General features: G+C 44.1%; 11 protein-coding genes. 7 read left to right on the top strand and 4 right to left on the bottom strand.

Features of this window, described 5'->3' with window-relative positions; translation table 11 throughout:
• The first annotated feature begins 4 nt into the window (after nucleotides 1-4).
• Complete coding sequence (locus tag ACT3ID_RS06695) at nucleotides 5-2,266, top strand: tetratricopeptide repeat protein (RefSeq protein WP_491541229.1); 2,262 nt, start codon at nucleotides 5-7, stop codon at nucleotides 2,264-2,266.
• Nucleotides 2,267-2,442: 176 nt separating this feature from the next.
• On the opposite strand, the gene ACT3ID_RS06690 is transcribed toward ACT3ID_RS06695, so the two are convergent.
• The 3 genes from ACT3ID_RS06690 to ACT3ID_RS06680 are packed head-to-tail and all read right to left on the bottom strand — an operon-like array spanning nucleotide 2,443 to nucleotide 6,208.
• Nucleotides 2,443-3,414 (bottom strand): NAD-dependent epimerase/dehydratase family protein, encoded by a 972-nt coding sequence (locus ACT3ID_RS06690; protein WP_491541228.1) that lies wholly within the window; start codon nucleotides 3,412-3,414, stop codon nucleotides 2,443-2,445.
• A 15-nt stretch (nucleotides 3,415-3,429) separates the two neighbouring features.
• Nucleotides 3,430-4,620 (bottom strand): glycine C-acetyltransferase, encoded by a 1,191-nt coding sequence (gene kbl, locus ACT3ID_RS06685; RefSeq protein WP_491541227.1) that lies wholly within the window; start codon nucleotides 4,618-4,620, stop codon nucleotides 3,430-3,432.
• Between the two features lie 37 nt (nucleotides 4,621-4,657).
• Nucleotides 4,658-6,208: an MGH1-like glycoside hydrolase domain-containing protein gene (locus ACT3ID_RS06680; protein ID WP_491541226.1), complete on the bottom strand. Its 1,551-nt coding sequence runs from the start codon at nucleotides 6,206-6,208 to the stop codon at nucleotides 4,658-4,660.
• A gap of 543 nt (nucleotides 6,209-6,751) precedes the next feature.
• Here ACT3ID_RS06680 and ACT3ID_RS06675 point away from each other — a divergent pair.
• The 4 genes from ACT3ID_RS06675 to ACT3ID_RS06660 are packed head-to-tail and all read left to right on the top strand — an operon-like array spanning nucleotide 6,752 to nucleotide 16,340.
• Entirely contained in the window at nucleotides 6,752-9,844 is a 3,093-nt protein-coding gene (locus ACT3ID_RS06675) for a SusC/RagA family TonB-linked outer membrane protein (protein ID WP_491541225.1), read from the top strand.
• A gap of 43 nt (nucleotides 9,845-9,887) precedes the next feature.
• Entirely contained in the window at nucleotides 9,888-11,615 is a 1,728-nt protein-coding gene (locus tag ACT3ID_RS06670) for a RagB/SusD family nutrient uptake outer membrane protein (protein WP_491541224.1), read from the top strand.
• A 49-nt stretch (nucleotides 11,616-11,664) separates the two neighbouring features.
• Nucleotides 11,665-14,673, top strand: a complete 3,009-nt coding sequence (locus tag ACT3ID_RS06665) for a SusC/RagA family TonB-linked outer membrane protein (RefSeq protein WP_491541223.1) — start codon at nucleotides 11,665-11,667, stop codon at nucleotides 14,671-14,673.
• A gap of 20 nt (nucleotides 14,674-14,693) precedes the next feature.
• The gene (locus ACT3ID_RS06660) at nucleotides 14,694-16,340 is read left to right on the top strand and encodes a RagB/SusD family nutrient uptake outer membrane protein (protein WP_491541222.1); all 1,647 of its coding nucleotides are present in this window, start codon (nucleotides 14,694-14,696) and stop codon (nucleotides 16,338-16,340) included.
• A 148-nt stretch (nucleotides 16,341-16,488) separates the two neighbouring features.
• Here ACT3ID_RS06660 and ACT3ID_RS06655 read toward each other — a convergent pair whose 3' ends face one another.
• Nucleotides 16,489-16,644, bottom strand: a complete 156-nt coding sequence (locus tag ACT3ID_RS06655) for a hypothetical protein (protein WP_491541221.1) — start codon at nucleotides 16,642-16,644, stop codon at nucleotides 16,489-16,491.
• On the opposite strand from ACT3ID_RS06655, the gene ACT3ID_RS06650 reads away from it, so the two are divergent.
• Both ACT3ID_RS06650 and ACT3ID_RS06645 read left to right on the top strand, forming a co-directional pair.
• Nucleotides 16,631-17,917, top strand: a complete 1,287-nt coding sequence (locus ACT3ID_RS06650) for a sulfatase family protein (RefSeq protein ID WP_491541220.1) — start codon at nucleotides 16,631-16,633, stop codon at nucleotides 17,915-17,917. The two genes, ACT3ID_RS06655 and ACT3ID_RS06650, sit on opposite strands and share 14 nt — an antisense overlap.
• A 120-nt stretch (nucleotides 17,918-18,037) precedes the next feature.
• Nucleotides 18,038-20,086 carry a beta-L-arabinofuranosidase domain-containing protein gene (locus ACT3ID_RS06645; RefSeq protein WP_491541476.1) on the top strand — a complete coding sequence of 683 codons (2,049 nt, stop codon included), beginning with the start codon at nucleotides 18,038-18,040 and terminating at the stop codon, nucleotides 20,084-20,086.
• The last annotated feature ends 114 nt before the right edge of the window (nucleotides 20,087-20,200 follow it).

Below are 20,200 nucleotides of genomic sequence, written 5' to 3'. Positions count from 1 at the left end.
TTTCATGAAGCATCAACTGGCATTGGTTTCTGTTCTTCTGATTACATTGGTTATAGGATTGCTATATAGCTGTAGCCAGTCAGATAAACCTGCCGAATCTCATGATCCGCAAACCTTCGGAAAGATTGAGAAGGAGAATTTTGTAGGAGATGAATCGTGTCAGTCGTGCCACACTAAGGAAATGAATGAGTGGATGGACTCTCATCACGATTATGCTATGAAGGCCGCCGACAGTACTTCTGTACGGGGAGATTTTGATGATGTAAAGTTAACCGAAGATGATGGAACATATCGATTTTTCCGGGAGGGAGGCCGATATATGGTTGAAGCACCTGATTCTGCAGGCAGACAACAAACGTATGAAATAACCCATACTTTCGGCTGGACGCCCCTGCAGCAGTATCTGGTTGATTTCGGACGTGGCAAACTGCAAGCGTTAACTGTAGCCTGGGATACGGAAGAAGAGCGTTGGTTTTCGATGCATCCGGATGAAAAAGTAGAGCCCGGTGACTGGCTGCACTGGACGGGCGGTGCTATGAACTGGAATACGATGTGTGCCGATTGTCATTCTACACAGCTGGAGGAGAATTATGATCCAAACACTGATTCCTTTAATACCACGTGGGCCAGTATCAACGTGAGCTGTGAATCGTGTCACGGACCGGGAAAAGATCATGTAGAATTTATGAAGAGCGAAGAGGCGGATGACGCATCGGATGAACGTATCCGAGAAGATCTGGAGCTGACAGAAAACTCATCGCAAGAGATGCAGATTGAAACCTGTGCCCGCTGTCACTCGCTGCGGGAGAAGTTGGTTGATGGATTCGATCATGACGAGAAATATCTGGATCATTTTAATCCCAACCTGCCGCATCCGGAGATGTACTTTGCCGATGGGCAGATTCTGGAGGAGGTTTATGTTTACGGCTCTTTTCTGCAGAGCAAAATGTTTGAAGAAGGCATTAAGTGCAATGACTGCCACGATCCGCACAGCCTGGAGCTGAAAGCTAATGTGACGGATAATACGCTGTGCATGCAATGTCACGAACCAAAATATAATACCGAAGAGCACCACTTTCACGAGCCGAATACGCAAGCTTCGCGGTGTATCGATTGTCACATGCCGGGCAGGTACTATATGGAAGTGGATTTCAGACGCGATCACAGTTTTCGGGTCCCGCGTCCGGATTTATCGGCCGAATTTGGCACCCCCAACGCCTGCAATAGCTGCCATGAGGATCAGTCTGCCGAATGGGCGGCAGAGACTGTCGAAAAGTGGTACGGCCGGGGACGCCCCGATCATTTTTCCGAAACACTCTTAAAAGCTGATTCTATGGGAGTAGAAGCCATACCTCAACTAAAGGGGTTGATAGCAGATACTTCTGAGCCAGATATTGCCAGAGCTACTGCTGTTTGGTACCTGGGGCAGTTTCCGGCGGAACAGAGCTTAGATATCTTTGAGAAAACGATAAAGGATGAGAGTCCTTTGGTTCGGAAAAGTACAGCTCGTGCTGTAGGATCGCTGCCTCAAAATCAGAAAAAGCCGATATTAACCGACTTATTAGATGATAGCGTTCGGGCTGTTCGTGTTTCAGCAGCAGAAGGACTTGCGGAATTTAGTGTGGCAGATATTGTGCCCGGCCTAAAGCAGTCTTTCAAGACAGCTATAGCAGAATATGAAGAATATTTGGATGTAAACCAGTATTTCCCCAGTGGACTGATGAATCGCGGCCAATATTTTGAGAAGCAGGGGGAAAGACAAAAAGCTATCGAAACATATCAGCTGGTGTTAGATAAAGATCCCGAATTTAATCCGGCCAGATTAAATTTGGCTTATCTATACAACGAACAAGGCAAAAATGACAGGGCCCGTCAGCTTTTAGAGGAGGTCATTGACAGCGAACCGGAGTATGGACCCGCGCATTACTCTTTGGCCTTACTGATTGCAGAGCAGGGATCTGTGCAAAATGCTGTGCAATACTTTAACCGGGCGGCCGAGCTCATGCCCGAACATGCACGCGTACGATATAATCTCGCGATCAGCTATCAAAATTTAAATCGCCCCGATGAAGCAGAAGAGATGTATCTGGAGGCCATCAAAATAGACCCTGATAATCCTGACTACCGCTATGGTATTTCAACGCTTTATATTCAGCAAGAAGAATATGATGAGGCGTTGCCGCACGCTAAGAAACTAAAAGAATTGGCCCCGCAGAATCAGCAGTATCAAAGAATATTGCAGATAGTTAAGAATCGGATGCAATAATATAGTTCCACGGATATTGCTGACATTTTGTGGGCAGAGCAGGGAAATCCACTGTAGTTTTCTATTACCTGAAGATGAATCATCAGGCTAAGGGAGAAAAAACGAAGCTCACTTCAAGTGAGCTTTTAAGAAAACATTCCTAGCCCACGGATTCATCCGCGGGCAAATCTAAACTATCAAGTCGTTTCGCTAACCCGATCTCGTTCGTAATAATTGGCAAGATTTTCGAGCATACTCTCGGTCATCTTTTCCAGATCATAATCGTGCTGCCAACCCCACTGATTACGTGCGGCAGAATCATCTATACTGTTAGGCCAGGAATCGGCAATTGCCTGGCGATAATCCGGGTTATAATAGATCTTGAAATCGGGTATATGCTTTTGAATGGAGGATGCAATTTCTTCCGGCGAAAAAGTGATGGCTGCTACATTATAACTCGATCTTATCTCAACGTCCTCGGCATCAGCTTGCATCAGTTGAATAGTCGCTTTAATGGCATCTGCCATATACATCATAGGCAGATAGGTACCTTTATCAAGAAAACACTCAAAAGATTCACCTTTTAGTGCCTTGTGATAAATTTCGACGGCATAATCAGTAGTGCCTCCGCCCGGAAGCGCCTTATAGCCTATTAATCCCGGATAGCGCAGACTTCGAACATCTACACCATAGTTTTTGTGATAATAATCGCACCACCGCTCACCCGCCAACTTGCTGATGCCGTACACCGTATCGGGATCCATCACCGTCAGCTGAGGTGTATTATCTTTTGGTGAATTATCACCAAAAACAGCTATAGAACTGGGCCAGTATACTTTGAGATCCTTTTCTTTGGCCAGATCCAAGACATTTAAAAGCCCTTGCGTGTTTAATTTCCATCCGAACTGGGGCTGTTTTTCTGCTTTGGCTGATAACAGCGCTGCCAGATGATAGATTTGTGTTACCTGATGTTCATCTATGAGTTGTTCCAGCTTTTCTTTGTCTAAAATATCTAAATGTTCGAAGGGACCGGCATCGTCGGGCCATTCGGGACTTGGATCGGTGATATCCGTTGCTATTACATTTGACCCGCCATAAATCTCTCTCAATTCAGTGGTAAGTTCGGTTCCCAGCTGTCCGCAGGCCCCGGTAATTAAAATGGTATCCATTTATACATGCAGTTATTAGTTAATAATATCCAGTTCTTTGCCCACTTTGGTGAATGCCTCAATAGCATGATCAAGATGCTCTTTGTCATGAACTGCTGAAACCTGTACGCGAATGCGGGCCTCGCCTTTGGGAACCACCGGGTAATAAAATCCGATTACATAAACACCTTTATCCAGCAGTTTTTCTGCAAATACCTGTGAATCTTTGGCATCATAAATCATGATAGGCACAATAGGATGGTTGCCGGGTTTGATGTCGAAGCCGGCTTTTTTCATCTCTTCACGAAAATACTCGGTGTTGTCTTCGAGCTTGTCCCGGAGCTCTGTCGTTTCATTCAGCAGATCCATTACCGCAATACAAGCACCGGTAATAGGAGGGGCCAAGGTGTTGGAAAACAGATAGGGACGCGATCGCTGACGCAGGATATCGACAATTTCCTGACGGGCCGCGGTAAATCCGCCCGATGCACCGCCGAGAGCTTTGCCCAGCGTACTGGTAATGATATCAACCCGGCCCATTGCATCACGATATTCAGGAACGCCACGGCCCGTTTCTCCGACAAAACCGGTGGCATGTGCTTCATCCGACATGACCAATGCGTTGTACTTATCAGCCAGGTCACAAATTTTTCCCAGTTGGGCAATGGTACCATCCATCGAAAAGACACCATCAGTTACTATGATCTTCTGATCGGCATCAGAAGCTTCCTGGAGCTTCTCTTCCAGGCTCTCCATATCATTATGTTTATACCGATAGCGAGCGGCTTTACAGAGACGGATACCGTCGATGATGGAGGCGTGATTGAGCTCATCTGAGATAATGGCATCATCGGGACCAAAGAGCGGCTCAAAGATACCACCGTTGGCATCAAAAGCCGCAGCATAGAGGATAGCATCATCCGTACCCATAAAATCAGCTATCTTTTGCTCCAGCTCTTTATGAATATCCTGTGTGCCACAGATAAATCGTACTGATGACATGCCGAAGCCACGCTCATCTATGGTCTCTTTGGCGGCTTTGAGAACTTCAGGGTGTGAGGATAATCCCAAATAATTATTAGCACAGAAATTGATAACTTCCCGGCCATCATCTGTTTTTATGACAGCACCTTGTGGAGTCGTTATCACGCGCTCTTCTTTGTATAAGCCATCATCTTTAATTTGTTGAAGTTCATCTTGTAGTTCTGGTTGAAAGGTATCAAACATAATGATATCTGTTTTTATTTATGTATCTCAAAATCTATTATTCAAAAATATACTCTTTTGATTCTGGAACAATTGTTCGTTCCCAGTTCCGGTTTCCATCAAATAGCGAAAGTGTGAATGCTTCATCAGTCTTAGCCAAGACTGTAATTGGTGCGTCAGGCGTCTTTCGCTCATCTGCAACAAGATCAACTGTTGAGTCACCAAGTTCGATATTTCGAAGCCCTAGTTTTTCTGTGCTTAAAAGGTTCCATCTGATACTTTTTTCCGGTGCATTAATATTAATACCTATATAGTTCTCAATCAATTGTGCGATTGGTCCGTCTGCACTCCATCCGACGAAATCTCCCTTAGCAGGCTTACCCGGCTTTGTGTATTCCGGTGCGTAATTTTCCCAGACAGTTTCGGTACCCTGAAATACGGCTGCCATATTATTTAAATGGTTGAGTACGATATCACGCGCTATTTTGTGACGATTATTTGCTTGCAGCCCTTTTACAATCATGTGGTTGGTAGGAGCCCATATTGCTCCGCGCCAGTAGCCACCGGAGGGGACATAGGTATCTTCATCAGCAGCTGTTGTGGGTACACGATGCGGACGGTTAAAAGAGTTTGTGTCATTCAGATGTTCAACAAGTCCGTCAACATGTTTGGATTCCGTAATGCGTCCCCACATAGGCCAGAACGAAGCTATTGTCTTTACTTTCATGAATGAGCCATCTTTATCAATATCCCAATAAAAACGATCCTCTTCACTCCACATATCATTGTTGACAAGTTCTTTTAGTTCTTGGTGGTGTCGGCGATACTTTCGAGCAATTTCTTCGTCACCGACAACTTCTGCCATTTTTACTAAATAGTAAGCCGCTAAAGCTTCATTGGCATTATAATCTACCCATCCATGCGGTGGATAGGCTTTATTAGGTTTTGAACGCGGTGAATTATCCATTCCACTTCCAAATCCGGACCACCAGTAATGACCATCATCGTGCCGACGATGTTTTCGTGCCCATTCAGCGTATTTATCTAAAACAGGAAGCAGATCTTCAAATCGTGAACTGTCGCCGGTTACCAAATAATATTCCCATTCTGCCCATGAAAACAGATTGTTATGGGTAAAGGAGGGAGAAGAGGTTGGTTTATTGTCTTTTGCGTTTTTACGTATTACGCCTCCAATAGCCCCATCTTCATGCTGATTACGATAGAAGTTGTCATGGCTTTCAATATTAGGCATTCCTCCCTGAGAGTATTTTGCCCATGCTAAAGAAAATGATGTATCCCATTGGAAGATTCTGGAATCAAAACCTTCATCAACATACCAGTCAACAAAATTATTTTTATCAGTACCATGCTCTGAATGATTATAACCGATCTCCCAACACTTATTATACATCTCCACCAGATCTGGTCGACCCGGGATGACTGGTTCAGGTACTTTTTGCAAAAGTTCTTCAACACTGCCTTCATGAGGTAGATTTCTACTCGATTTATTTTTTGATTCACTTTGCGTCGTGAATAAATATGGGGCGCTAAGAGCTGCAGGGATTGATTTCAAGAATTTACGTCGATTCCATGATTTATCATCGGCCATAATATTTTCCATTAATTAAAAATTAAACAGCTTATTTGTTATCGGTTCCTGATATATGTTAGCGATAACGTATATTAGTGGATGAAATAAGCTCTTAAAAAGTAAATTTGCAAAAATTAATTTTCTCTTAGTACAACAGTTTGGTGAGAAGAGGTTCACAAATTAGCTTTATTTCAATTCATTAACATAAATTTACATGTCCCGATACAGGTGCTGATACAGAAGCCGATATTAAGAATTTTATCAGATAAAGAATGCAATAAAACACCTTTTATGATGAATAAAAGGTGATATAGGTAAATATTTTTCAATGGTAGGCAAAAACTATTATGTGGACGAAAAATTTATATAAACAACATTGTTAATGCTTTTTGTAATAGAATGGAAATAATATGTGATAAAATATTTGACAAAGATAATAATACACTTTATTTAAAAAGCACAATTTGTTAGCGATAACATTAACTGTTACCAAAATAGTTGAATTCACATTAGTTGAAATATTAATACTACCAATTAATGGGGTGTAAATATGGGGTTATTATGTTAAGGAAAAATGTTGCTCTAATTGGTGCTTTTATCATAGCCATGGTAATAGCGCCCACTTCTTCTTTTGCACAGGAAAGGATTGAAGTTTCGGGTACAATAACGAATTCTGAAACTGAACAAGCGTTAGCGGGAGTAAATATTGCCGTGAAAGGTACTTCTCGGGGTACATCCACTGATGTAGATGGGGAATATTCACTATCGGCACTGCCTTCCGATACGCTTATCTTTTCTTTTGTAGGTTTCGAGACAAATCAGATTCCTCTTCAGGGGCGTACACAACTTGATGTTGAGTTGACGCCTCAAGCAGTAACCGGGGAGGAGATGGTCGTTGTTGCATTTTCCGAGCAGTCACGAAAATCGATGACCAATTCGGTGAGTTCAGTGAATTCCGAAGATATTGCTAAAGTTCCTTCATCGAACTTGGGTAATGCTTTGTCGGGACAAACGCCGGGACTCGAAACTATTCAGCGCACCGGTCAACCGGGCGGTGACTCTCCTGAAATATACATTCGTGGATTTGGATCACTATCACCGGGTCGTTCCCAGCCTATATATGTGCTTGATGGGGTTGTTGTCCGTGATGCCCGGTCTATCACTCAGCTGGATCCTGATAACATCGCTAATGTCAGTGTATTGAAAGATGCTGCTGCAACTGCTGTATACGGTGTTGAAGGAGCTAATGGAGCTGTTGTTGTTGAAACTAAGCGGGGCAAACAGGGGGATGTGCAAATTTCATTAAATACCTCTTCCGGTTTTCAAACGCCTACGGTTCAGCATGAATATGCTGACAGTTATACCCATGTTCGGGGGTTCAACGAAGCCCAAATAAATGACGGTGTAGATCCTGACAGAGTTCGCTATCCGCCCGAGGTTGTAGAAGCTTTCAGGACCGGGGCCAATCCTATGATATATCCTGATGTAAACTGGATCGATTACCTGACTAAAGACCGCGCCTTTCAGAGTAAAACTAATCTGAACATTTCAGGCGGCAGTGAAAACGTACAATATTTTATTGCGGGTGGATATCTCAAACAGGATGGATTTTTTAAATCTTTTAATAATCCAACCTATGACGTGAATCCTTCTTTTGATCGTTTTAACCTGCGATCGAATCTGGATATTGATGTCACTCCCACCACGCATATTGCATTAACTGCTGCGGGTCGTGTTGAGACTCAGAGAGAGCTTCGAGGCTTAAACTGGACGAATGTTTATCGTGCTGTACCCTTTGCCGGCCCGGGTTTAGTTGATGGTAAAGTAGTTGTTTCAGGCAGAAGATATATACCAGGTCCTAAAGAGGGAGTGGTGGAACGTTATTATGGCAACGGCTATAATGATCACATTAAAAATGCTTACAATCTTGACCTTTCTGTCGAACAGCAGCTGGATCAATTTACCGAAGGTCTCTCTATGCAGGTTAAGGGGGCTTATAACATTTATTTTACCGAACATAAACGCCGAAATTCTTCAATTGCTACCTATCGACCTTTTTACCGGACCGATGTGGATCAATCAGCTTCGGGAGATTCCTCGATCGTTTACCAAAAATTAGGTTCCGATGACATCCTAAATTACTCGGAGAGATACGATCGGGACCGCGACTGGTATGTAGAAGGACGATTGAACTATAATCGAGATTTTGGGCGGCATAATGTAAGGGGACTGCTGCTGTACAGTCAGCGAAGAAGATACTATCCACGCAGCTACACTGAAATTCCCCGTGGACTCGTAAGCTCTGTAGCTCGTATTAACTATAATTTTGATGACCGATACATGGCAGAGGTAAGCACGGGCTATAATGGGTCAGAAAACTTCGCCAAAGGAAACCGCTTTGGATTCTTTCCGGCCGCTTCTGCAGGATGGATCCTTACCAACGAACCTTATATGCCCGAGATACCTTTTTTGGACCATTTCAAACTCCGGGCCTCTTATGGTATCGTAGGTAACGATTCAGGCATTGGCCGGTTTTTGTACCTGCCGGATCAGTATAATGAAGGTGCGGACGGTTATAACTTCGGATATGATATTCCACAGGATCGTCCCGGTGTTACGGAAGGTGCTCTCGGTAATCCCGGTGTAAAGTGGGAGAAGTCTGTGAAACAAAATTACGGACTGGATATGCGAATGTTCGACGACAAGTTAAGTTTGACCGCCGAATATTTTCATGAACACCGATCAGACATCCTTACCACCCTTAACACAGTGCCCGAATATGTGGCTGCTGATCTTCCCGCTGTTAATGTTGGAGAAGTCCAGAACAGGGGATATGAGGTTGATCTCGACTGGCAGCATCAGGTGGGCGACTTCCAGTACAATATTGGCGGACATGTCACATTTGCTCGCAATAAAATTCTTTTTATGGATGAGGTACAAAGAAATGAACCCTACCAAGAGCGTACTGGGCGTAGAGTCGGACAGAGGTTTGGTTACATCTTTGAACGCTTCTTTACACAAGAAGACATTGATGAGGGAGATTATCCGGAGCATCCCTGGAGTCCCAGACCCGGTGATCTCAAGTTCAAGGATCTGAACGGAGACGGCGTGGTCAACGGCGACGATCAAAAAGCAATTGGTCATCCCGAACGTCCGGAATATACCTTTGGAGCGGACATTGGATTCCGTTATAAAAACTTTGACTTGTCAACAACCTGGGCGGCGGCAACAAATACTTCCCGTACCTTAGGTTATGTTCCCTTTAGAACTGCTTTTGGTCCCCGGGGAGCCAGATCACTGCCCTTATGGCAGTGGGAAAACCGCTGGACACCGGAAAGGGGACAAGATGCTACTTATCCACGATTTTCTCTGGATTCTCGTGGAAGAAGGAATAATACCCTTTCGGATTTCTGGATGCGGGATGCATCTTACATCCGCCTCAAAAATATAGAGGTTGGCTACACCTTTGGTTCAAGTATGTTAGAACGTTTTGGACTGAAAAGTATGAGGGTGTATGCGAATGGTTATAACTTATTGACCTTTTCTAGTATGATGGATGAATTATCCATTGATCCGGAACAGACGGCAAACTCCTTTCGTCAGCAGTATCCACTCATGAAGGTTTACAACTTTGGTTTAAAACTCGACTTATAAGTCTATGGTTATGAAGAATATTTTTAATAAGCAGTTATCCATAATGCGAAGAAACAAATCATTACTTAACGTCTTCTTGTTTTCTGCTTTTGTAGTTCTTTTAGCAGGAATTCAAGGATGTACAGATCCTGTAAAGGTCGGAGGCGACTTTCTGGAAAAGCCGCCCAGTGAAGGTATTACTAAAGATACTGTTTTCTCCCAGCCCAATAAGGCGAAGCGGTTCCTGTGGAATACCTATAGAACACTTCCATATGGCCCGCGGTTTATCAAAGATCCTTTAGCCTCTATCACTGATATAAACCATGTATTAACCGGAGGTTCTGCGGCGCCCAGCAGATACTATAATGGTGATCTTTCCCCGGAATCCATAAGAAGATGGGGGATATATAACTATTATCACGGTTCGGTCTGGGAAGGTGTCAGGAAGGCTAATATCTTTATTGAGAATGTCGATCAAGTGCCGGATATGGACAGTGCTACCAAGGAGCGGTTAAAAGCCGAAGCCAAGATGATTATTGCTGTCCATTATACCCAGCTCTTGCGCTATTACGGCGGAGTACCCTGGATTGGAAAGGCTTTATATCCCAACGATGAGCTGAAAAAAGAAAGGCTGACAGCCAGGGCAACTGTAGACTCAACGGTTGCGCTTATTGATGAAGCAGCTTCCAACTTACCATTTGCTCTTGATAATCCTTCAACTGAGGCCGGTCGTTTTACTGAGGCAGGGGCATTAGGTTTAAAAGCACGTCTGCTGTTGTTTGCTGCCAGTCCTTTATTTAACTCCGATCAACCTTATATGGAAGGTGAGGCCGCGGACAAAGAGATGGTTTGGTTTGGCGGATATGATCCCGGTCTCTGGCAAGAAGCCGCCGATGCTGCAAAAGAGCTGATTGACAAGGTGGAACAGACAGGAGCTTATGAACTGGTTGATACGGGTAATCCTCGACAGGATTTTCAGAATGCCTATTTTGACCGGGAAAGTTCCGAACTATTAATTTCGACTCGTCAAGACCATCAGGATGAAGTCTTGCCAAATCAACACTATATCGATAGCGGCAGACTTACGCCCACGCATAATTATGTGCAAATGTTCCCGATGGCCAATGGAATGCAGATTGATGAGCCTGGTTCGGGTTATGATCCCAATAATCCCTATGAAAATCGCGATCCCCGCCTGTACGAAACTGTGGTTGTTAATGGGGATGACTATCAGGGTCGTACTGCGGAATTATGGATCGGCGGTCGTGAACGTTTAACGCAACAGACGAATCAGTCAGGAACAGGGTATATAGGCAGAAAATTTGTTCTCGATATTACTTCTGCACAGGGTGTCCCCAAGCAATGGCCTTATCTGCGTCTGCCTGAGATCTATCTCTCGTATGCCGAGGCACTTAATGAAATCAACGGAGGACCTACTTCCGAAGCTTATGAATATGTGAATAAGGTCCGCAATCGTGTAGATCTGGGAGATCTGCCCACAGGACTTTCTCAGGAAGAGTTTCGTGAAGCAGTACTGCGTGAACGTGCGTTAGAATTCGGATTCGAAGAGGTACGCTGGTATGATGTTATTCGATGGAAAAAAGAGGAAGTTTTCAAGAAAACGCTTCACGGGATGGATATCACTCGAAATGACGACGGCTCTTTCAACTATGATCGTTGGGAGCTGCCGACACGACAATGGGCAAATGACTTTTCTCCGAAGTGGTATTTAAGCCCGTTCTCCCGAAGTGAGATGCTCAAAGGTTACCTAATACAAAATCCGGGATGGTAATTTTCCAGGCATACATTAAAAAATTTCAAATATATAAAACTACTTCGTTATGAAACGTTTTAACAGAAACATGCTAATATTGATGGGATGGTTACTGTTGCCGGTTTACTGCGCAGTTGGCCAACAATCAACAATAGAAGGAACTGTTTTTGACAGTTCCGGCGATCCCCTCCAGGAGGCAATTATAACCGTAACTGAAAAACCTGACCTGCAAACCCGCAGTGATGAAAAAGGGCGGTTCTCTATTGAGGCTGAACAAGGTCAGCACCTGCAAGTCAAGCGAGAGGGAAGTGGCAGTAAAGTTGTTCAAATAAACGAGCAGCAGCTAAATATAACACTTACAGGAATCCCCTCGGGGGAAACACCGGTGGGATACGGTATTACCAGAAATCCGGATGAACTTACCGGCGCCGTCAGCACCGCCCACATCTCCGATCTTTCGAAGAGTATGGCAATTAATCCGGAAAATACCTTGTACGGACAAATTCCTGGCTTAATGGTACTGGAAAACGGAGGGTTACCACTCTCGAGTCCTGACATGTACATTCGCGGTCAGGGTACTTTTACCAGTTCGGAGCCTCTCGTTTTGGTTGATGGTTTCGAGCAGCCGTTGTCAGCAATCTCAACAGAAGAGATCCAAAGTGTTTCTGTGTTGAAGGATGCTGGTGCACTGGCCCAGTATGGTCAGCGAGGTGCGAATGGAGTTATACTAGTGAATACGAAACGGGGCAGTGAAGGTGGACTTGAAGTAAATGCTTCCGTTGAGCAAGCGTTTACGCAGCCAACTCATCAGCCTGAATTTTTAGATGCTTATTCCTATGCACAAGCTATTAATGAAGCACGAGCCAATGACGGTTTGGATCCCCGCTACAGTTCTGATGAAGTGAACGCTTTTAATTCAGGTAACAATCCTTACTTATATCCCAATGTAGACTGGTTTGACGAAGTACTGCGTAATAGTGGTACTAATTCAAACTACAACGTTAGCTTCAGAGGCGGTGGTAAAACTGTACGCTACTTTTCTATGATGAATGTCGCCTTTGAAAACGGATTATTCGGGCCTGTTAGTCAAAATGAAGATTATAGTACCCAGGCGAAATACAGTCGTTTCAATTTCAGAACCAATCTGGATATCGATCTTACTCCTAATCTGCTTCTTAAGCTGGATGTATCAGGTAATATAGAGGAAAATAATCTACCGGGAGGAGGAATAGGTACAGCTCGGATTTTCGATGCTCTTTATTCTATTCCGTCAGCTGCTTTCCCTGTAAAAACACCTGATGGCAGCTGGGGAGGTACCCAAAATTATGATAATAATCCGGTAGCACTTTTAACGTCAACCGGTTTTGGTCAGCCTAACCGGAGGGAATATTCCATGACTGTTAATCTGCGCCGAAATATGGATGATATCCTCGAAGGCCTTAGCGCGGAAGGAGTTATCAGATACAATAACTACAACAACTTCGCAGAATCAAAGACAAAAGATTTCAGTTATCAGGCACTGTCACCAGAAAGAGACAGTGAAGGAAACATTACGGGAATTAACACTACCACGTATGGTGAAAACACTGATTTGGACTATAGTTCCTTTTTTAGCAATAAGCGCGAATTCACAGATTTCATGGCCAAATTAAACTATGAAAGCACCTTCGGAGCTAATAATACTGTTGAGGGGAATGTTCTCCTTCACCAATCTGCCCGGAATTTTGACGGACAAGACAATACCTATCACCGTCGCAACCTGGTAGGAAATGTACACATGGGGTTCTCCCAGAAATACTTTGTTGATCTCACAGCATCATACAGTGGTAATAATTTGCTCCCCGATGATGATAAGTACAGCCTGTTACCTGCTGTCTCGTTCGGATGGTTGGTTTCACAGGAAGAATTCCTACAGGATGCTGCTTTTCTCGATCGTCTGAAGTTACAGGCGTCATGGGGCGTTACAGGCAGCGATCGATTGCCCTCTGATAATCCACACGAGCAAGCCTACAGCCGTTCTTCTGGCTATTGGTTCCAAAATGGAAACAATTACCAAAGTGGATTTTCCGAAGGACGCTTGCCCAGTTCTAATTTTGTTGCCGAAACCTCGTATAAGTCAAACGTCGGTTTCGAAGCTGAGATGTTTGGCAAACTTTCACTGGCATCAGATCTCTTTTATGAACGCCGCACAAATATTCTGACCGGATCCGGAGGTCAGGTCTCTGAGATAACTGGTGTTACACCACCTCTGGAAAGCAATGGTAAGGTCGAAAACAAAGGAATTGAAACCTCCTTAATCTGGCAGGATAATGCCGGCGAACTGGGGTACCATATTGGGGGACAGTTAACGTTTGCCAAAAATAAAATCCTGGAGATGAATGAAACCTTTCGTCCGGAAGAATATCTGCAACGTACAGGGAAATCTGTTGACCAGGTGTTCGGCATGGAAGCTATCGGGTTTTTTGAGAGTCAGGACGATATTGAAAATAGTCCCCGACAGGTATTCTCAGAAGTACAGCCTGGAGATATTAAATACAAAGATCAAAATGGCGACGGCATCATTAATGAATACGATGAGGTTCCACTTGGGCACTCCAGCCAGCATCCGGAAATGTATTTCTCTGCTACTTTGGGAGCTGATTATAAGGGATTCAGTATCTCCGCATTGTTCCAGGGAACAGCCAATTATACAGCTTATCTGAATACCCAGAGTGTATTCTGGCCCATCAGAAATAACAATACTATCTCAGAACATTACTATGATAATCGCTGGACGGCCGAAACGGGTAATAATGCAGCCTATCCACGACTGACGACCGAAAGCAATGACAATAACTTCAGGCCAAACAGCATCTGGCTTGAAGACCGGTCGTATATAAAACTGAGAAATCTTGAAGTTTCTTACACGCTTCCGGCTTCAGTAACAGAATCGTGGAATTTGAGCGAAGTGAAAATTCTCGGCCGGGGAATGAATCTGTTTTCTCTGGATAATGTCCCCGTACTCGATCCGGAACATATTTCTACCGGATATCCGATCATGCGCTCATACAACGTGGGCTTAGAGATAGCATTTTAATCATCTAAAAGTAACGAACTATGAAATCTTTACGTTTATCTTTATTAGCAGTACTGATTGTTGGTATTAGCGGATGTGATTTTCTCGAATATGACGAGACCACAAACTACAGCGAAGAAGATGTCTTTACTGAATTTAACCGTACGAAAGACTTCCTGACAAACATTTATGCCAAACTGCCCGAAGGGTTAAACAGTGTAGGCGGTGCTATGAGAGCTTCCGGTGCTGACGACGCCGAAGAAGTTTATGAATTGGAGCCTGTGCAACAATATAATGATGGCAGCTGGAGCGCGATTAACACCCTGGATGACAAGTGGGGACAAATGTTTGACGGAATCCGTGCCGTTAACAAATTCCTTGCAAAAACAGAAGGTCAGAATTTTGAAGACCTGCAGTATAATTACAACTACGAGGATTTAATGGAAGAATACCAATATTATTCTCCACAGGCTCGTTTTCTTCGAGCTTTCTTCTACTTTGAGCTTCTGAAACGCTATGGTCAGGCTCCTATTGTTACAGAAGTTCTTACTGTTGAAGAAGCTAATGAGGTTGAATCTTCTTCTTTTGACGAAGTAGTGGATTTTATTGTTAGCGAAACCAATGCTATTATTCCCGAACTTCCAGTGGAGTACCAGTCTATTTCGAGCAGTGAGACAGGACGCGCCACACGAGGTGCCGCTATGGCGCTTAAAGCTCGTACGCTACTCTATGCCGCTAGTCCACTGCATAATGAGTCTAATGATCAGCAGGCATGGGTAGATGCAGCCGAGGCTTCCAAGGCTATTATTGACTCGGCTTATTATTCGCTGGAGAATAATTATTCGAATGTTGTGAACAACAGAACCAGCAGCGAACTGATCTTTGAACGACGGATGGGACAGTCAAATTCTTTTGAGCGCTCAAACTTTCCTGTCGGCTATGAAGGGGCAAGTCCGGGTACTGCTCCCACGCAGAATCTGGTAGATTCCTATGAAATGCAGACAACTGGTTTAGCTATTGACGAACCTGGTTCTGGATACGATGAATCTAATCCTTATGAAGATCGGGACCCGCGACTAGGTGCAACGGTAATTTATAATAACTCTGACTGGAAAGGTCGTTCCGTTGAACTCTGGAATGGGGGGCGAGATGCGCCGCCCGAAGAAAGAGCCAGTGAGACGGGTTATTATCTCAAGAAATATGTAATAGAGAATGTTAGTCTGGCGCCAGGTAATACTACTCGGGCATATCATACTTGGGTGTTCTTCCGTTATGGAGAAGTGTTGCTTAATTATGCTGAGGCCATGAATGAAGCTTATGGACCAGATAATCCTGCAGGATTTGGAATGTCAGCACGCCAAGCTGTTAACCAAGTACGTGATCGGGCCAATATGCCGGACTTTCCAGCCGGAATGAGTCAGAATGAATTCCGCGAAAAGCTGCGGAACGAAAGACGGGTCGAGTTGGCTTTCGAAGATCACCGCTTCTGGGATATCCGTCGGTGGGAGATAGGACCATCCACAACGGATATCTATGGAATGGAAATTACTGAAAACGGAGACGGTTCCTTTAATTATGAAAAGGAACAAATCGAAAGCCGAGTTTGGAACGATAATATGTATTTGTATCCGATCCCTCAGTCAGAACTCTACAAAAACAACAATCTTGAGCAAAATTCGGGATGGTAACTTCAAGCATTTAATTGTTGTACGATTGGTGAAAAGTTTCACAATTTAGATGGTTTGATTGGCCCGGAACTGCATGGTTTCGGGTCATTCGATCATTATTAACTAGATATTGTCTTATATATTCATAGTAGGCAAGACAAAATCCGGCTTATATGATGAATACCTCGTTTTCAAAATTTCTATCTTTGCCACTGCTGTTATTTTCTTTACTGGCGGCTTTATCATATCCTTTTTCAGATGTTTCTGAGGGCGAATCTACTAACGAGGATACTCCAAACATCTTGTTGTTTATGGCTGATGACATGACTTATCATGATTTGAATAATGATCAAATAAACACCCCGAATCTGGATCAGCTGAAAACAGAGGGGATGCAACTTAAGAAAACATTCAATTCGTCGCCGATGTGTGCTCCCACTCGCATGAGCTTATATACAGGTATACATCCAGTACGCACTGGGGCTCATCCGAATCACAGTAAAGTTTATCCTCATATTCAGAGCTGGCCCCAATATTTAGAAGAGTTCGGTTACCGTACAGCCCTGATTGGTAAACGACATGAAGCCCCCAAAGAAAATTTCCCGTTTGAATTTTTGGGCGGACGTCACCACGATGGTGGAAAGGGCGTTGATATGGATCTCAGCAAAGTCAGATCTTTCATGGAAGAAAATAAATCAGAGCCGTGGAGCCTGATTGTCTCCTCAAATCAGCCGCACGGGCCATGGAACAGGGGGAATTCTTATTCCTACGATCCCGATGAGATTGATTTGCCACCCTATCTTGTGGATACGCCCGAAACCAGGGTGGCCATGACAAAATACTACGCTGAAATATCCTATATGGATAAACAAGTGGGGACTGTGCTTCAACATCTGAAGGAAACGGGGCAAGAGGAAAATACAATCGTCATATATCTCACTGAACAGGGATCTCATTTACCCCACAGTAAATGGACCGTCTATGATACGGGTGTTCGATCAGGGGCTGTCATTCGATGGCCGGACGTTGTTTCCCCGGGTCAGTCATCAGAGGCTATTATACAGTATGTAGATATTCTGCCCACATTAATTGATGCACTGGGAGGTTCTCCCGGGGAGTATGACTTTGATGGGTCAAGCTTTTTGCCTGTTTTAAAGGGTGATAAAAAAGAGCACAACAAGTATGCTTTTAGTATTCAGACGTCCAAGGGAATTTATAACGGACCCGAGGCCTATGGAATTCGGACGGTGCGATCAGAAAACTATCGACTTATTTGGAATGTGAATCACGAGAACGAATTTTCTAACCTCGTCACCGGTGGATACGGGCCGTTTGAATCGTGGGAGCGTAAAGCCGAGGAGGGAGATCCTTTTGCCAAGAAGCGAGTTCGAATGTATAAAAAACGACCCGAATTTGAACTCTACGATTTGCGCAAGGATCCTTATGAGCTCCATAATGTAGCTGATGATCCAGCCTATGAATCTGTTCGCAAACGTCTAAAAAAAGAACTTGATGAATGGATGGAGCAGCAGGGTGACAAAGGGGCTGAAACAGAATTAAATGCGCTTGAACGTCAGTCAAGCCGATGGAAAAATTAGATAATGAACTGTCAGATTATATAGATCTGATACTTCATTACCCAATAACTTTTCCCAAGTTTAAATATCATGGACAGGAAAAAATTTATAGAAAGTCTTGCCGGATCAGGATTTGGTTTGATGAGCGGGTTATCCTTATTGAATGAGAGTGATTCAAGCACCAATTCACTTAACATTTCGAGGCCCCGAAACTCAAATGATCATTACATATCCAACAGAGCTCCTCTCAAAGCTGAACCTTTTACAGAGTTGCCCATTGGGGCCATTCAACCCAGGGGATGGCTGCGCGAACAGCTGAATCGGCAACGTGAGGGATTAACAGGGAACCTTGATGAGGTATATACAAAAGTTGTTGGTCCGACCAATGGTTGGCTCGGCGGTGACGGCGATGGCTGGGAGCGTGGTCCGTATTGGTTAGACGGACTCGTACCATTGGCGTATATTCTTGATGATCAGAGGCTAAAAGACAAAGCCCAGGAATGGATCGAATGGAGTCTTAACAACCAGCGAGAGGACGGATATTTTGGCCCTGTCCCTTTTGAGGATGGTCCGCCGAAAGATCGACAGGGGGTGCAGGAAGGTCCGCGCAGAGACTGGTGGCCGAAAATGGTGATGCTGAAGGTGCTGAAGCAGTATTATATGGCTACCGGGGATGAGCGTGTGCTCGACCTCATGACGAACTATTTTCGATATCAGCTAAAGCATTTACCCGATCAGCCGCTCGACAACTGGTCGTACTGGGGCAATCGACGCGGTGCCGACAACCTGATGATTGTCTATTGGCTTTATAACCATACGGGAGATGAATTTTTGCTGGAGCTGGGGGATCTGATCCACTCTCAAACCTATGATTGGGAAGAAATTTTCAAAAGTGGAACGATTGCAAAACTCAACCCCGTGCCGGAATTACATACGGTAAATCTGGCAATGGGACTCAAAGCACCGGTAATTTATCATCAAAAGAATCACGATAAAGATTCAATTCAGGCGGTAAAGGAAGGGTTGAATGATCTCAGAGATGTGCATGGTTTTGTCACCGGACTTTATGGGGCGGATGAGAACCTGCACGGGAATAATCCTACGCAGGGGACAGAACTCTGTACCGTTGTTGAGATGATGTACTCTTTTGAACAAATAACACGAATTACCGGCGATACCTACTTTGCCGATTATCTTGAGAAGGTGGCATTTAATGCATTGCCAACTCAGCATGATGATGAGTACACAACCCGCCAGTATTTCCAGCAGCCCAATCAGGTTGAAGTATCCCACAAAATTCGCAACTTCTTTAATGATGCCAATGCTCAACTTTGTTTTGGCGTGTTGACAGGTTATCCATGCTGTACTACGAATATGCATCAGGGGTGGCCCAAGCTGGTTCAGAATATGTGGTATGCTACTGATGACAATGGACTTGCGGCAATGATCTATTCTTCCAGTGAAGTGACGGCCAAGGTAGCCGATGGAACAGAAGTCACAGTGATTGAAGAGACTGACTATCCGTTTGATGATACGATTAGCTTTACGATACAGACCCCGGACCGCGTGAAATTTCCTTTGAAGCTGCGCATCCCGGAATGGGCTGATGAAGCGAATATCAAAATCAATGGCAGGAACTGGAACAAAATTGAAGAAAACAGTGAGAATCAAATGGTTTCTATCGACCGAACGTGGTCGAATGGAGATACGGTTACGCTACAGCTTCCTATGGAAATCAGGATAAGCCGCTGGGCAGAAATGTCAGCCGGCATTGAACGGGGCCCGCTGGTTTATGCCCTTAAAATTGATGAACAGTGGGAGGAAAAACCTGCTGAAAAAGGTAACTGGCGTATTCAGCATCCTTATAAAGAGGTTTATGCAAAAGATTCCTGGAATTATGGAATTCCCGAAGAAAAGATTAAAAACCGGGATTTCGAACTTGTCTATGACGAAAATAAATCCAGAAAATATCCCTGGAATCTTGAAAATGTGCCGGTAAAATTAAAAGTGGATGGTAAACCCGTCAAAGATTGGAAAATGTACAAACATTCTGCAGGTCCGCTTCCGGTAAGTGATCAAAAAAGGTATGGTCAGGATCCGGGTACTAAAAATGTCCCCGCTGAAAAAATAACATTGATACCGTACGGAGCAACAACATTGCGGATATCCCAGTTTCCGGTTGTGCAGTAACCGCTGGTTTTATGTAACATATATATGAAAATAGTTTAAAAGGTAATCCTTATTGGTCCATCCCTTAATTCATTTAATGCTAAATCATGGTGTTCCCCAACACTGTAGGGGATG

Source organism: Fodinibius sp. GM108 (assembly GCF_058386985.1).
The sequence above is the reverse complement of the archived record's forward strand: the minus strand, read 5'-3'. Positions and strand labels throughout refer to the sequence as shown.

Coding starts and splice junctions, on each gene's coding strand:
- ACT3ID_RS06695 (WP_491541229.1), top strand. CDS start 5: ATGAAGCATCAACTGGCATTGGTTTCTGTTCTTCTGATTACATTGGTT.
- ACT3ID_RS06690 (WP_491541228.1), bottom strand. CDS start 3,414: ATGGATACCATTTTAATTACCGGGGCCTGCGGACAGCTGGGAACCGAA.
- kbl (WP_491541227.1), bottom strand. CDS start 4,620: ATGTTTGATACCTTTCAACCAGAACTACAAGATGAACTTCAACAAATT.
- ACT3ID_RS06680 (WP_491541226.1), bottom strand. CDS start 6,208: ATGGCCGATGATAAATCATGGAATCGACGTAAATTCTTGAAATCAATC.
- ACT3ID_RS06675 (WP_491541225.1), top strand. CDS start 6,752: ATGTTAAGGAAAAATGTTGCTCTAATTGGTGCTTTTATCATAGCCATG.
- ACT3ID_RS06670 (WP_491541224.1), top strand. CDS start 9,888: ATGCGAAGAAACAAATCATTACTTAACGTCTTCTTGTTTTCTGCTTTT.
- ACT3ID_RS06665 (WP_491541223.1), top strand. CDS start 11,665: ATGAAACGTTTTAACAGAAACATGCTAATATTGATGGGATGGTTACTG.
- ACT3ID_RS06660 (WP_491541222.1), top strand. CDS start 14,694: ATGAAATCTTTACGTTTATCTTTATTAGCAGTACTGATTGTTGGTATT.
- ACT3ID_RS06650 (WP_491541220.1), top strand. CDS start 16,631: ATGGCTGATGACATGACTTATCATGATTTGAATAATGATCAAATAAAC.
- ACT3ID_RS06655 (WP_491541221.1), bottom strand. CDS start 16,644: ATGTCATCAGCCATAAACAACAAGATGTTTGGAGTATCCTCGTTAGTA.
- ACT3ID_RS06645 (WP_491541476.1), top strand. CDS start 18,038: ATGAGCGGGTTATCCTTATTGAATGAGAGTGATTCAAGCACCAATTCA.